We start from the raw sequence: 13380 nt of genomic DNA, 5'->3' as shown, positions 1-13380 counted from the left end.
GGGCGGACGCGCGCCAGCGGGTTTGGCGTCGCCGGTACGGCCCGCGCGGCGGGCATCGCCGAACCGACCGCGGCCCGCCTCACGCTCGTCGCCGCGATCCGCCCGTGGCGCGAAGCGGCGGCCTTCCTGACGGGAAGCGTCACGCTCGCCGCCGCGATCGGCGCGCGGAGCGAAGCGACGGCCTTCCTCCGAACCGGAGCGTTCGGCGCGGGGTGCGACGCGACGGGTGTCCTGACGGCCGCCTGCCGAGGACGCCGGCGTCGCGCCGGGACGAGCCGGACGCGTGGCGACGCCGGCCGGTGCCGCATCGCTGCGGCGGGGCGCGCGGCGGCCTTCGCCGGTCGCGGGCGTGCGCGCCTGGGCCGGGCGTTCCTGCACATCGCGCGGTGCGGGCGCATCGACGGGGCGTGGCCGGGCACGCGCCGGCCGGTTGGCGGTCGGCGCGGTGCGGAAGCCGTCGCGTGGCGCCTCGATCATCGGTTCGTCGGGCGCGCCGCCCTTCAGCGTGCGGCGGAAGGCGACGACCTCATGCTGCTTGACCTCGCCGACGCCGCCGACCGGCAGGTCGCCGAGGATGAACGGGCCGTAGCGGGTGCGGATCAGCCGGCTGACCTGCAATTCGAGATGTTCGAGCACGCGCCGCACCTCGCGGTTCTTGCCCTCGGTGATCGTGATCTCGATCCAGACGTTGGCGCCGGTGCGGCGCTCGATATTGGCGTCGATCGGACCGTAGCGGATGCCGTCGATCTCGATGCCCTCGGCCAGTTCCTCGAGCTGCTGCTGCGTGACATTGCCGTAAGCGCGCGCGCGATAGCTGCGCTCGACCCCGGTCGCGGGCAGTTCGAGCTGGCGCTTGAAGCCGCCGTCGGTGGTCAGCAGCAGCAGGCCTTCGGTATTGAGGTCGAGCCGGCCGACCGGCACCAGCCGCGGCAGGTCGTCGGGCAATCGGTCGTAGATCGTCGGCCGCCCCGCCGGGTCATGCTCGGTGACGAGCAGGCCGGTCGGCTTGTGGTAGAGGAACAGGCGCGTCGGTTCGGGCGGCGCCACCGGCTCGCCGTCGACGGTGACGCCGGCGAGCGAGCGCAGCACCGTCGCGGGCGTGTCGAGCGGCTTGCCGTCGAGCGCGACGCGTCCGTCGGCGATCATCCGTTCGATTTCGCGGCGGCTCGCGACGCCGGCGCGGGCGAGCAGTTTCGCGATCCGGTCGCCGGTGCGGGGTTCGGGGGTTTGGGCCATGGTCCGCCCATAACGCGCATTCGTCCAAGCTGCGAAAATATTTGCGTCCGAAGCTGCGTGCATGCGTTATGTCGCGGAGGCGTAACGAATACCCTGACGCCACGCGGAGCGCATTGATGCTGTTCGGGAGGAAGAAGCGCCAGATCGTGCGCCTGCTGGTCGTCGAGGACGAACCGCTGATCGCCTTCGACGTCGAGCATCTGCTGACCGATGCGAGCTATCAGATCGTCGCGACGGTGGACCGTGTCGCCGATGCGGTTCGTGTGCTGCGTTCGGATGCGGAGGTCGATCTGGTGCTGGTCGACGTGCATCTCGCCGACGGATCGGGGCTCGACGTCGCGCGCGCCGCGGGCGAGGGCGGCGTACCGGTACTGTTCGTCACCGGCAACTTCCCGGCCGAGGCGATGCCGCTGGCGGCCGGCTGCCTCGCCAAGCCCTACCAGCAGCGCGACCTGATCGGCGCGATCGAGGCGATCGAAGCCAAACGCGCCGGCCGCAAGACCAAGCGCCTCCCGTCGGGGTTCCAATTGTTCGAGGCGCCGGCGGGATAAGACGGGCTGGCATACATCCCGACGCCGTTCGTGCTGAGCTTGTCGAAGCACGGTGGGTCCTGCCGCCCTTCGACAGGCTCAGGGCGAACGGTATGAGATGGGGTGATCGACTTCGGCCCTCGCCCCATTCGCAAAGCCGCTAGGCGCACGCGAAATTGGCGTTAGTGTCGCGCCGATGACCGGCAATAACCTGTATTTCCTGATCGTCGTCGCGCTCGTGCTTGTGCTGATCGTCGCGATGCGGCGCTCCGCGGCGCTGCGGGCGCGGCTCGCGCCGCTGGCACCTTATGCCGAGCGCGGCCCGATCGCCGTGTTCTTCATGGGGATATCCTCGGGCCTCGCCTTCACGATGATCGGCGCGACGCTGACCACGCGGCTGAAGCAGGACGGGCTCGACAAGAGCACGATCACCGCCTTCACGCTCGGCTTCCTCGTCTACAATCTCAAACCGTTATGGGCGTGGATGGTCGATGGCGTGCGGCTGCCGCTGATCGGGCGGTTGGGCCAGCGGGTGTCGTGGGTGTTGCTGTCGGGCGTGCTGGTGATCCTTGCGGTCGCCAATCTCGCCTTCGTCGATCCCGCCGCCAGTCTGCAGGCGACGATCATCGCGACGGTGCTGGTCGGCTTTGCCGGCGCGACCTACGACATCGTCATCGACGCCTATCGCATCGAGACGCTGGAGCCCGAGCAGATGGGCATCGGCTCGGGCATGACGCAATATGGCTGGCGGATCGGTTCGGTACTCGCCGGCGCGCTGGCGCTGGTGATCGCCGCTCGCTCGAACTGGCATGTCGCCTATCTCGCCTGCGTGTTGTTCGCCTTCCCGGCAATGATCGTCGCGCTGGTCCGCGGGGAGCCGCATCGGCGCCGCGAGCCGATCAAGCGGCATGGCGCACGCGACATCGCTGCATCGATCGTCAGCCCGTTCCTCGAATTCTTCCGCCGCCACGGTGCCTTCATCATCCTCGCCTTCATCCTGCTGCACAAGATCGGCGACACTCTGGGGCAGCAGGCGCTGCGGCTGTTGCTCGACGACCTGCACTTCAGCAACGACGAGATCGCGCTGTACGATGTCGTCATCGGCTTCTGGGCGTTCTGGATCGGTATCGCGGTCGGCGGCGTGCTCTACGCGCGCATGGGGCTGAAGCGCTCGGTGATGCTCAGCCTCGTGCTGATGATGGTTTCCAACGCCGCCTTTGCGCTGCTCGCCGGGGCCGGGCACAGCAACCTCGGTCTGGCCGGTGCGATGGCATTCGAAAATCTCGCCAGCGGCATCGGCGGCGTAACCGTCGTCGCCTATTTCTCGGCATTGTGCGACCTGCGCTTCACCGCCGCGCAATATGCGCTGATCTCGGCGGCGGCAAGCATCGTCGGTCGCGTGCTGACGGCGACGACGACCGGGCGGCTGGTGGACAGTTTCGGCTATGTCGCTTTCTATTGGGGGACGACGGTCGCGGCGCTGCCCGGCGTGCTGCTGTTCTGGTGGATGTGCCGGTCGGGCCTGATCGACCGGTCGATCGGCAGCGCCGGCGTGGCGGGCGAGGGCGACGTGCGCGACACGCCCCAGGCCTAAACGCAGATCGGGCGGCCGTCGTCGGCGAAGGCGGTCGCCACCGCCGCGACGCTTGCCAGCACCGCGTCGACGCGGCGGACGCCGAGCAGGTCGCCGAGCAGCAGCCGTGCGGTATCGGGCGCGGTCTCGACGCGGGCGAGGATGGTGAGCATCGTCCGCTCCGCCGCGGTCATCCGCGCACAGCAGCAGGGCGCGATCGCGATCGTCCCCGCCGCGGTGCCGGCGAGGTCCGCCATCAGTGCGCGCATCAGCACCAGCGGCCGGCGGAATTCCTGCCCGAAGGCGGTGAACAGCGCGTGGCTGGCGCGCGCATCGTGCAACCCCTGCGCGCCCATCCGGCGCAGCGCGAACAATGCGATCCGCGCATTGGGGCAGGCGGGAAGCGCATAGGGCAGGGCTGCGATCGTGGTGGTGAGGTCGGACATCGGGGGCAACTCCTGTGGTCGTCCCGAACACTCGACAATCCGCTATTGCAAGTCAATCGCAATCAACGCGTCATTGCGGATACTCGTCGTTCAGGCGGAGCGCTTCACCGGCAAGATAGAGCGAACCGGCGATCAGCACGAACGGCGCGGCGGTTTCTCCCGCCAGATCGAGCGCTTGCGGGAGGTCGTCGGCGACTCCGGCGGCGACGCCGAACTCCTCGGCCAGCGCGGCGAGCGTGGCGGGGGCGTGACAGGCGTGACCGGGAACCGGCACCGCGATCATCCGCGACACCGCGGGGGCGAGCAGGCGCAGCACTCCGCGCGCATCCTTGTTGGCGAGCATGCCGAGGACGAGCACCACCGGCCGCTCGCCGGCGAGCGTGCGCAGCGCGCGTGCCACCGGCTGCGCGGCGGAGGGGTTGTGCGCGCCGTCGAGCCACAGGTCGCTGCCGGCCGGCAGGCGATCGTGGAGCGGTCCGGCGCCGAGTCGCTGCATGCGCGCGGGCCATTGCGCCCAATCGGCCGCGGCGCGCATCGCCGCTTCGGGGATCGCCAGCGCGCCCTGATGGCGCAGCATCGCGATGGCGAGCGCCAGATTGCGCGACTGATGCGGGCCGACGAGTCGGGGCCGATCGGTGACGACCGCAAAGCCGCCGTCGCGATAGCGCATCGTCTGGCGCGCGGTTTCGCTCCACCAGCCGACGTTGCGCGCGACGACGGGGGCGCCGGCGGCGGCGGCGACCGCCGCGACGCGGGCGCGGCAGGGGGCGGGATAGTTCATCGTCACCAGCGGCACGCCCGGCTTGGCGATCCCCGCTTTCTCGCCGGCGATGTCGACGATGCGGCTGCCGAGAAAGGCTTCGTGGTCCATCCCCAGCGCGGCGACGCCGGTGACCGCGGGACGGGCAATGACGTTGGTCGCGTCGAGCCGGCCGCCGAGGCCGACCTCGACGATCGTCGCGGCGGCGGGGGTGCGCGCGAAGGCGAGGAAGGCGGCGGCGGTGGTGACCTCGAAGAAGCTCGCGCCGATGCCGTCGGCACGGTCGAGCACCTCGGATAGCAGGGCGGCGAGCGCGGCGTCGTCGATCAGCCGCCCGGCAATGCGGATGCGCTCGTTGAAGCGGACGAGATGCGGGCTGGAGAAGACGTGGATGTCATGCCCCGCCGCCTCGATCGCCGCGCGCAGAAAGGCGCAGGTCGAGCCCTTGCCGTTGGTGCCGGCGACGTGGAACACCGGCGGCAACGCTAGATGCGGGTCGCCGAGCCGCGCGAGCAGCGTCGTGATACGGTCGAGGCCGAGGATGTCGGCGCCGGGGGACAGCGACCACAGGCGGTCGAGCTGCTGCTGGACCGCGGGATCGGTGGAGGTGGCGTGGTCAGGCATCTGCTGGGGTCCGGGTGTCCGCTTGCCAAATTCCCTTCGTCACCCCGCAACACGTCCGGGGTAACGGCGCGGGTGGGAGAGCGTTTCCCCTCCCCCGGTTACGCCGCCTGCGCCACCGACAGATAGCCGATCACCGTCGCCAGCCGCTCGCGCAGCTCCTTGCGGTGGACGACCATGTCGAGCATGCCATGGTCGAGCAGATATTCGGCGCGCTGGAAGCCCTCGGGCAGTTTCTCGCGGATCGTGCTCTCGATTACGCGCTGGCCGGCGAAACCGATCAGCGCATTGGGTTCGGAGATCTGCACGTCGCCGAGCATCGCATAGCTGGCGGTGACGCCACCGGTGGTCGGATCGGTCAGCACGACGACATAGGGCAGGCCGGCGTCGTGCAGCATCTGGATTGCGACCGTGCTCCGCGGCATCTGCATCAGGCTGAGGATGCCCTCCTGCATACGCGCGCCGCCCGCGGCGGTGAAGATCACATAGGGCGCCTTCTCGCGGATCGCTTCCTCGACGCCGCGAACGAACGCCTCGCCGACCGCGAGCCCCATCGAGCCGCCCATGAAGGCGAAATCCTGCACGCCCATCACGACGCGATGGCCGAGGATCGTGCCGCGCGCATTGATCAGTGCGTCCTGTTCGTGCGCCGAGGTGCGCGCCGCCTTGAGCCGGTCGGTATAGCGCTTGGAATCGCGGAACTTGAGCGGATCCTCGGGCACCTTGGGTACCGGCAGTTCGGCGCAGCTGCCCTCGTCGAGGATCTGTGCGAAGCGCAGCTTCGGGCCGATGCGCTCGTGATGATCGCATTTCGGGCAGACGTAGAGGTTCTCCTCCAGCTCCTTGGTGAAGACCATCTGCCCGCAGCCCTTGCACTTGTGCCAGAGATTCTCGTCGGACGATTCACGCTTGGCGACGAAGGGCAAAGCGTTGCGGACGTTGGTGATCCAGCTCATCGGATGACCTTTCGCGACGAGGCCAGCGCCTCGCTGAGGGAGTGGACATAGGTGCGCACCGCATCGGGCGCGGCGGCGCCATGGGTGGCAACCAGCTCGACGATCGCCGAGCCGACGACGACGCCGTCGGCGACGGCGCCGATCGCGGCGGCCTGTTCGGGGGTGCGGACGCCGAAGCCGACCGCGACGGGCAGGTCGGTGGTCGCCTTGAGCCGCGCGACCGCCTGGTCGATCGAGCCCTGCGCCGCCTGCTGCAGCCCGGTGATGCCCGCGACCGAGACGTAATAGAGGAAACCGCTCGCGCCATCGAGCACACGCGGCAGGCGCGCGGCATCGGTCGTCGGCGTGGCGAGGCGGATCGGATCTACGCCGCGCGCGCGCAGCTCCGGCCCCAGCGCATCGTCTTCCTCCGGCGGAATGTCGACGCAGATCACGCCATCGACACCCGCCGCCGATGCCGCCCCGGCGAACCAGCCGGGGCCGCGACGCAGCATCGGATTGGCATAGCCCATCAGCACCAGCGGCACGTCGGGATGCCGCGCGCGGAAGGCGGTGGCGATGGCGAGGATATCGGCGGTGCGCGTGCCGGCGGCGAGGCTGCGCAGGTTCGCCGCCTGGATCGCCGGGCCGTCCGCCATCGGATCGGTGAACGGCATGCCGAGCTCGATCACGTCGGCGCCGCCCGCGACGAGCGCGTCGAGGATCGCGCCGGTCGCATCAGGCGTCGGATCGCCGGCGGTGACGAAGGTCACCAGCGCCGGGCGGCCCTTGGCAAAGGCGTTGGCGAGGCGCTGGCTCATATCGCCACCCCGAGCGCTTCGGCGACGGTGAAGATATCCTTGTCGCCGCGACCGCATAGGTTGGCGAGGATGATCTGGTCGTCGCGCATCGTCCGCGCGCGCACCGCCACCGCGGCGATCGCATGCGCCGGCTCGAGCGCGGGGATGATCCCCTCGGTGCGGCAGAGCAACTGGAAGGCGTCGAGCGCGTCCTTGTCGGTCGCGCTGGTATATTCGACGCGGCCGATGTCGCGCAGCCAGGCGTGTTCGGGGCCGATGCCGGGATAGTCGAGCCCGGCCGAGATCGAATGACCCTCGGCGATCTGGCCGTCCTCGTCCTGCAACAGATAGGTCTTGTTGCCGTGGAGCACGCCCGGGAAACCGCCGGCGAGGCTGGCGGCATGTTCGCTGCCGTCGAGCCCGTGGCCGGCCGCCTCGACTCCGAGCATCCCGACCGCGGGGTCGCCGAGGAACGGGTGGAACAGGCCGATCGCATTCGAGCCGCCGCCGATCGCCGCGCAGAGCAGGTCGGGCAGGCGGCCGGTGCGGGCGAGCATCTGCGCGCGCGCCTCGCGACCGATGATGCTCTGGAAGTCGCGGACCAGCTCCGGATACGGATGCGGGCCGGCGGCGGTGCCGATGATGTAGAAGGTGTCGTGGACGTTGGCGACCCAGTCGCGCAGCCCCTCGTTCATCGCGTCCGACAGCGTCGCCGCGCCGCTGGTCACCGGGCGGACCTCGGCGCCGAGCAGCTTCATGCGGAAGACGTTGGGCTGCTGCCGCGCGACGTCCTTCGCGCCCATGTAGATGACGCACGGCAGGCCGAAGCGCGCGCAGACTGCGGCGGTGGCGACGCCATGCTGGCCGGCGCCGGTTTCGGCGATGATCCGCGTCTTGCCCATGCGGATCGCGAGCAGGATCTGGCCGATGCAATTGTTGATCTTGTGCGCGCCGGTATGGTTGAGCTCGTCGCGCTTGAACCAGATCTGCGCGCCCATGCCGTCGCCAGCGCCCTCGCGCACCGCCTCGCTCAGCCGCTCGGCGTGATAGAGCGGGCTGGGGCGGCCGACATAATGTTCCATGAGGTCGTCGAACTGTGCGGCGAAGGCGGGGTCGGCCTTGGCGGCGCGATACTCGCGATCGAGGTCGAGGACCAAGGGCATCAGCGTCTCGGCGACATAGCGGCCGCCGAACTGGCCGAAGTGGCCGCGCTCGTCGGGCTGCGCGCGATAGGTGTTGGGGGCGTTCATGACTGCGTCGCTTTAAGGAAGGCGCCGATCTTGTCCATATCCTTGACCCCCGGCGCGGACTCGACGCCGGACGATACGTCGACCAGCTTCGCGCCGGTGCGCGCGATCGCCTCGCCGACATTGGCGGGGTCGAGCCCACCCGACAGCGCCCACGGCAAAGGGTGGCGGAAGCCGTCGAGCAGCGCCCAGTCGAAGCGCAACCCCATGCCGCCGGGCAGCTTCGCGTCGTCCGGGGTCTTGGCGTCGTAGAGGATGCGATCGGCAGCGCCGGCGTAGACGCGCGCGGCGTCGAGGTCGGCGCGGGTCTTCACCGCCACCGCGGCCCAGCTTTCGAGACCGCTGCGAGCGCGGATCGCTGCGACGCGGGGCGCGGCGGTCTTATGGAGCTGCACCGCGTCGATCGTGCCGCTGGCCACCGCCTCTTCGACCAGCGCATCGTCGGGATCGACGAACACGCCGACGCGGCGGACGTGCGACGGCACGCGCGCGGCAAGCTGCGCCGCGCGCGCAAAATCGAGATGACGCGGCGACGGCGGGAAGAAGACGAAACCGACATGGCTCGCGCCGTGCCGCAACGCGGCATCGAGCGTCTCGGGCGTGGAGAGGCCGCAGATCTTGGTGTGGACGGGCATGATTGCGCGTGTCGGCGTTCGGCGGGGGAAGTGCAAGGGTTCGGCGGCTGCAGGCCGATCGCATTCAGCCGTCACTCTCACCCTTCGCCGCCTCCGGCGGGAAGGGTGAGGGTCGATCGGGTCCTACAGCGTCCCGCCGATCGCCCGTGCGGCGGCGTCGGGATCCTCTGCCTGCGTGATCGGGCGGCCGATGACGAGGATCGAGGCGCCCGCATCGAGCGCGGCGCGGGGCGTGACGACGCGCTTCTGGTCGCCGGCCGGGCCATCGGCGGGGCGGACGCCGGGGACGACGAAGAAGCCCTTGGGCCATGCCTTCTTCGCCGCGGCGACTTCGGCGCCCGAGCAGACGATGCCGTCGATCCCCGCCTCATGCGCCAGTTCCGTGAGGCGCAGGACCTGGTCGTGCGCGCTGCCGCCGATGCCGGTGGCGGCGAGATCGCTCGCGTCGAGGCTGGTCAGCATCGTCACCGCGACGACCTTGGTGTTGAGCGGTGCCGCCGCCTTGGCGTCCTCGAGCATCGCGCGGCCGCCGCTGGCGTGGACGGTCAGGATCGCGGGCTCGATCGGGCTCAAGGCCTGCACCGCCTTGGCGACGGTGTTGGGGATGTCGTGCAGCTTGAGATCGAGGAAGATCGGCAGGCCGAGCTCCGCCATCTCGCGCACGCCATGCTGGCCGTGCGCGCAGAAGAATTCGAGGCCGAGCTTGATGCCGCCGATATGCGCGCGGGTGCGGGTGGCGATTGCCTTGGCGCGGGCGAGATCGGGCGTGTCGATCGCGACGTAGATCGGGCTCATGCCGGGCGTCCGTCGAGCGCCGGGTCGGCTGGCACGACCGGCTCGGCCGCAACGGGTGCGGGCATCGCCGGTGCCGCCCGCTGGTCGACCAGCAGCCGCTCGCACGCCGCGAGACGCTGGCGCAGTCGCCAGCGCACCGTGCCGAGGTACAGATAGGTCGGCAGGAAGCCGAGCAGGAAAGTGACGAGCAGCAGCAGCGGCAGGTTCACGTCGGCGATCAGGCCGCTCCACAGATTGATCTGGACGCCGGTCCAATTGCCATAGGTGAACAGCGCCGCGACGAACGCGAGCAGGAACCAGAACAGGATCTTGAGGAACTGCATGCAACACTCCTGAGGAGCGGCGAGGGTAGCCGGGGCGCGCGCCGATGGCCAGAGGGGGCGGTCCTCTCCCGGAAGGGCAGGACTATCGCATATGACTACGGTAATGAGGCTCGACCGGTTTCCTTGCCAGATTCGTCACCCCGGACTGGTTCCGGGGTCCACCGGGCCGCAAGGGAATGGTGTTGCCTCAAGCCTTTCTCCTCGCCGCGGGGTGGACCCCGGAACCAGTCCGGGGTGACGGATCATCCGGAGAAACCGATCGAACCTCGCCGCCCCAGTCCGTCCTTGCAGGGGGGGAACCGCGTCACCCCACCTCCACCCGCAAACTCGCGATCAGCGCCGGGATCGCCGTCAGCCGCGGTTCCTCCTCGTCGAGGATCGCGCGGAACGCGGCGCGCTTGATCGCGGCGACGCGGCCGGGCTTCATCCGCACCTGCGCGGGCAGCGTCGAGACGCAGATGTCGATCATCCGCTCGGCACCGTGCAGGCGGCCCCAGAGATAGTCATTCTCGCGATAGGCGCGGCTGAAGAACGCGCCGAAGCTGTTGAACTGAATGCCCTTCAGCGTCGCCTCCGCACCGCCCGTGCGGATCGCGGTGGCGTCGTCGGGGGCGATGCGATCGACCTTGATCGGATCGAACTCGTCCAGCCCCTCGCCCTGTAATAAGGGCAAGGTCGCGGTGTCGAAATAGGGGAAGCCGAGATAGGCGAGCAGCAACGCCCGCCGCATCGGCCGGTCGAGCGTCGCGAAGGCGTGCGCCAGCCGCCGGTCGGTATCGCCGTCCAACGTCGTGAGGTCCAGCGTCGCGCCGAGCGCGTCGAGCAGCGGCGCGGCATCGCCGCTGCGCAGGCGGCGGACGTGATGGCCGAACTCGGGATGCTGGTCGGCGCGCTGGCGGTCGAGATAGGCAGCGAGCGAGGCATAGATCGCCTCGCGCATCGCGCTCGCCTCGCCTGCGGCACCGTCGTGCTGCGCCTCGATCTCCTCCAGCCGCCGCGCCATCAGCCGCAGCCGGCGGATGCGGAAGCCGAGGTCGAAGGTGCGCAGGAAGTCGATCGTCGCCGTGCTCTCCTTGCCCGAGAAGCTCGGCGCGAGCCCGCCGAAGCCGCGTTCGGCGATCGCCGCCTCGATACTCGCGCGGATGCGGCGCCAGCGTTGCTGGCCGGGCTCGCCGCCGACCTGGTAGAGCAGGCCGGTGATCGTCTCGACCACGCCGCTGAGCTTGAGATGGCCGTAAGCGGCGTAGCTGTAGCCGGCGCGCGTCGCCGCCGCGGTCTGCGCGCGGCGGCGCCAGGCGACCAGACGCGCCGGCGTCGGCCGGTTGAGGAACAAGGTGTGGCCGAAGAGCTGCTCGATCTCCTCCTCCACCGCGGGGCGCAGCGCGGTGACGATGCCGCGCATCCGGTCGATCCGGCCGGATCGCTCGGCGAGCGCATCGAGATTGTCGCGGATCGGCTGCTGGCGCGGCAGGTCGCTGAGGGCGCCGAGGATCGTCTGGAAGAAGCCGGGCTTCTCGCCGCCCGAGCCGAGCCGGATCTTGATGCCCGGCGAGGGGTCGATGTAGACGAAGCGGCGATCGATCTCGCGCCGCGCCGGCCGCTCCTTGAGCGCGTCGATCGCCGGCCGGAACGGCGCGTTGGCGAGCACCGATCCGTCGATCAGCACCGCTTTGTCGACCTGGTTGGCGGCGAACTGCCGTGGCAGCGCACGCTTGAGGAAGGCGGCGCGGCCCGGCCAGTCGATGCCGCGCGCCGCGAGCACGTCGTCAAGCTCGCCGACGGTGAACGGCGGGAAGGCCCCCGGAAAGCTCGACGTCGCGCGCGCCGCGAAGGCGAGGTCGGGCATCGCGCCGATCACGCCGCCGCTGGCATGATCGGAGAAGCCGAGCACGACGCGATGCTCGGTCTCCATCACCTCGGGCGGCGAATTGAGGCGCAGCCGTTCGGGATGGCCGGTGAAATCGGTGCAGGTGACGAACAGGTCGAGCGGCTGGCCGTCGGGCAGCAGCCGCGGCCCCGCCGTCGATCGTGCCATCGCCGCGAAGGCGTCGAGCAGCAGCCCGGTGAAGGTCGCACCGCCGAACGGCGGCTCGAACCAGCGCGAGCGGACGAAATGCGACAATTTGGTCCGCACCTCGTCCTGCGTCGCCTCGTCGAGCGCCTCGACCTTGTCCTTGCTGCGCCCCGCCGCGACCCAGGCGAGCGGCAGCGCCCACAATTTCGAGAAGCGGCTGGCGGGTGCGGCATCGGGATCGATCAGCGCCTCGACGTCGGCGGAGGTCAGCCACAGATCGGTGAGCGGTTCGAGGCTCTGCCCGGTGGCGATCGCCTGCGCGAGGAAGATGCCGTTGATCCCGCCCGCCGACGCGCCGGCGATGATGTCGGCGAGCACGCGCAGCCGGATGCCGGCGAGTGCCTCGATCTCCTCGATCAGCGCGGCATAGACCGCTTCGCTGCCGCCCTCGCGCGCATCGCCGGCATGGAAGGCGCAGCTCGCGCGGACCAGATGCCACACCTCCTTGGTAATGCCGTGCATATAGACCGCGAGGCTGATCCCGCCGTAGCAGACCAGGGCGAGGCGCAGTTCCTTCTCGCGCATCAGGCGGGCGCCAGCGTCGCCCAGATCGGCAGGTGATCCGAGGTCTTGCGCGCCGCAGCGCTGGCATGGACGCCGCACTCAGCGACGGTCAGCTCGGGCGACACCATGATCCGGTCGAGCCGCCCGACCGGCCGGCGCGCGTGGAAGCTCGGCCCGGTCGCCGCCATGCGATAGTCGCGGCAGAAGTCGCGCAGGCACCCCGCCGCGGCGGTCCATTCGTTGAGGTCGCCCATCAGCACGGTCGGATGGCGCAGCGTCGCGGTCTCGACATGCGCCATGATCGCCGCCGCCTGCCGCCGCCGCCACAGGCCCGAGAGATCGAGATGCATGCCGACGACGCGCAGCATCCCGGCATGCGTGTCGATATCCGCCATCACCGCGCCGCGCGGTTCGAGCGAGGGCAAATGGATCGGCGCGCGCTCGACGACCCGCGCCGACTTGCGGACGAGGATGACGTTGCCGTGCCAGCCCATCGACAGCGCGCGCATGCCGAACTCGACCGGCTTCCAGTCGCTGTGCTCGTCGAGCAGATGCGTCGGCAGCACCGATTCGCGCGTGCCGAAGCGGCGGTCCGCCTCCTGCAAGGCGATGACGTCGGCGTCGATCTCACGCAGCACCTCCAGCACCCGTTCCGGGTTGCGGCGACGGTCGAGACCGACGCCCTTGTGGATATTGTAGCTGGCGACTTTCAGGTGGCGGGAAACCATTGCGCGATCGTAACGCCCGTGCGCCGGTTTGGTGCCGACCCGGCGCACGGGCGCGTGACGTCTGCGAAAGGCAGCGCCACCAATATATTAGACGGGTTCCCCATGTGTTATGGCTCGACAATAAAGCAACAGGCAGAGACTAGAACCAAATTTGCAGTTATAAGTCCCACGGC

At 69.9% G+C, this 13380-nt stretch carries 13 protein-coding genes; 2 read left to right on the top strand and 11 right to left on the bottom strand.

The genetic code is table 11. From position 1 onward, the window contains the following. A partial coding sequence (locus tag FFS23_RS20525) for a pseudouridine synthase (RefSeq protein WP_249340714.1) occupies positions 1-1236 on the bottom strand: 1236 nt, incomplete at its 3' end. Between the two features lie 116 nt (positions 1237-1352). On the opposite strand from FFS23_RS20525, the gene FFS23_RS16060 reads away from it, so the two are divergent. After that, positions 1353-1787, top strand: coding sequence for a response regulator (locus tag FFS23_RS16060; protein ID WP_038659641.1), 435 nt, complete (start codon positions 1353-1355; stop codon positions 1785-1787). Positions 1788-2025: 238 nt separating this feature from the next. Beyond that, positions 2026-3360, top strand: coding sequence for an AmpG family muropeptide MFS transporter (locus tag FFS23_RS16055; protein WP_249340715.1), 1335 nt, complete (start codon positions 2026-2028; stop codon positions 3358-3360). On the opposite strand, the gene FFS23_RS16050 is transcribed toward FFS23_RS16055, so the two are convergent. From FFS23_RS16050 to FFS23_RS16005, 10 genes are all read right to left on the bottom strand, one after another. Next, the gene (locus FFS23_RS16050; protein WP_038659638.1) at positions 3357-3785 is read right to left on the bottom strand and encodes a DUF6628 family protein; all 429 of its coding nucleotides are present in this window, start codon (positions 3783-3785) and stop codon (positions 3357-3359) included. The two genes, FFS23_RS16055 and FFS23_RS16050, sit on opposite strands and share 4 nt — an antisense overlap. Before the next feature lie 70 nt (positions 3786-3855). Then, positions 3856-5169 (bottom strand): bifunctional folylpolyglutamate synthase/dihydrofolate synthase, encoded by a 1314-nt coding sequence (locus FFS23_RS16045; protein ID WP_137899391.1) that lies wholly within the window; start codon positions 5167-5169, stop codon positions 3856-3858. Positions 5170-5267: 98 nt separating this feature from the next. Continuing rightward, complete coding sequence (accD, locus tag FFS23_RS16040) at positions 5268-6122, bottom strand: acetyl-CoA carboxylase, carboxyltransferase subunit beta (protein WP_038659632.1); 855 nt, start codon at positions 6120-6122, stop codon at positions 5268-5270. After that, entirely contained in the window at positions 6119-6922 is an 804-nt protein-coding gene (gene trpA, locus FFS23_RS16035) for a tryptophan synthase subunit alpha (protein ID WP_137899390.1), read from the bottom strand. Before trpA ends, accD begins: the two co-directional genes overlap by 4 nt. Next, on the bottom strand, positions 6919-8151 hold the full coding sequence (trpB, locus tag FFS23_RS16030; RefSeq protein WP_137899389.1) for a tryptophan synthase subunit beta: 1233 nt from the start codon (positions 8149-8151) through the stop codon (positions 6919-6921). Before trpB ends, trpA begins: the two co-directional genes overlap by 4 nt. Further along, on the bottom strand, positions 8148-8783 hold the full coding sequence (locus FFS23_RS16025) for a phosphoribosylanthranilate isomerase (protein WP_137899388.1): 636 nt from the start codon (positions 8781-8783) through the stop codon (positions 8148-8150). Before FFS23_RS16025 ends, trpB begins: the two co-directional genes overlap by 4 nt. A 123-nt stretch (positions 8784-8906) precedes the next feature. After that, entirely contained in the window at positions 8907-9578 is a 672-nt protein-coding gene (pyrF, locus tag FFS23_RS16020; RefSeq protein ID WP_038659619.1) for an orotidine-5'-phosphate decarboxylase, read from the bottom strand. Then, positions 9575-9901, bottom strand: coding sequence for a lipopolysaccharide assembly protein LapA domain-containing protein (locus FFS23_RS16015; RefSeq protein ID WP_137899387.1), 327 nt, complete (start codon positions 9899-9901; stop codon positions 9575-9577). The genes pyrF and FFS23_RS16015 overlap by 4 nt, the downstream gene beginning before the upstream one ends. A 304-nt stretch (positions 9902-10205) precedes the next feature. Next, the gene (locus FFS23_RS16010; protein WP_137899386.1) at positions 10206-12500 is read right to left on the bottom strand and encodes a patatin-like protein; all 2295 of its coding nucleotides are present in this window, start codon (positions 12498-12500) and stop codon (positions 10206-10208) included. Further along, positions 12500-13207: an endonuclease/exonuclease/phosphatase family protein gene (locus FFS23_RS16005; RefSeq protein WP_137899385.1), complete on the bottom strand. Its 708-nt coding sequence runs from the start codon at positions 13205-13207 to the stop codon at positions 12500-12502. The genes FFS23_RS16010 and FFS23_RS16005 overlap by 1 nt, the downstream gene beginning before the upstream one ends. Positions 13208-13380: the final 173 nt, after the last annotated feature.

It is taken from the genome of Sphingomonas sp. 2SG (assembly GCF_005503285.1).
Classification (GTDB): domain Bacteria; phylum Pseudomonadota; class Alphaproteobacteria; order Sphingomonadales; family Sphingomonadaceae; genus Sphingomonas; species Sphingomonas taxi.
Note: the sequence above shows the minus strand (reverse complement) of the source record. Positions and strands in the feature narration are given on the sequence as shown.

Excerpts from the sequence above, each read along its gene's own strand:
- FFS23_RS16060 (WP_038659641.1), top strand. The coding sequence starts at position 1,353 with ATGCTGTTCGGGAGGAAGAAGCGCCAGATCGTGCGCCTGCTGGTCGTC.
- FFS23_RS16055 (WP_249340715.1), top strand. The coding sequence starts at position 2,026 with ATGCGGCGCTCCGCGGCGCTGCGGGCGCGGCTCGCGCCGCTGGCACCT.
- FFS23_RS16050 (WP_038659638.1), bottom strand. The coding sequence starts at position 3,785 with ATGTCCGACCTCACCACCACGATCGCAGCCCTGCCCTATGCGCTTCCC.
- FFS23_RS16045 (WP_137899391.1), bottom strand. The coding sequence starts at position 5,169 with ATGCCTGACCACGCCACCTCCACCGATCCCGCGGTCCAGCAGCAGCTC.
- accD (WP_038659632.1), bottom strand. The coding sequence starts at position 6,122 with ATGAGCTGGATCACCAACGTCCGCAACGCTTTGCCCTTCGTCGCCAAG.
- trpA (WP_137899390.1), bottom strand. The coding sequence starts at position 6,922 with ATGAGCCAGCGCCTCGCCAACGCCTTTGCCAAGGGCCGCCCGGCGCTG.
- trpB (WP_137899389.1), bottom strand. The coding sequence starts at position 8,151 with ATGAACGCCCCCAACACCTATCGCGCGCAGCCCGACGAGCGCGGCCAC.
- FFS23_RS16025 (WP_137899388.1), bottom strand. The coding sequence starts at position 8,783 with ATGCCCGTCCACACCAAGATCTGCGGCCTCTCCACGCCCGAGACGCTC.
- pyrF (WP_038659619.1), bottom strand. The coding sequence starts at position 9,578 with ATGAGCCCGATCTACGTCGCGATCGACACGCCCGATCTCGCCCGCGCC.
- FFS23_RS16015 (WP_137899387.1), bottom strand. The coding sequence starts at position 9,901 with ATGCAGTTCCTCAAGATCCTGTTCTGGTTCCTGCTCGCGTTCGTCGCG.
- FFS23_RS16010 (WP_137899386.1), bottom strand. The coding sequence starts at position 12,500 with ATGCGCGAGAAGGAACTGCGCCTCGCCCTGGTCTGCTACGGCGGGATC.
- FFS23_RS16005 (WP_137899385.1), bottom strand. The coding sequence starts at position 13,207 with ATGGTTTCCCGCCACCTGAAAGTCGCCAGCTACAATATCCACAAGGGC.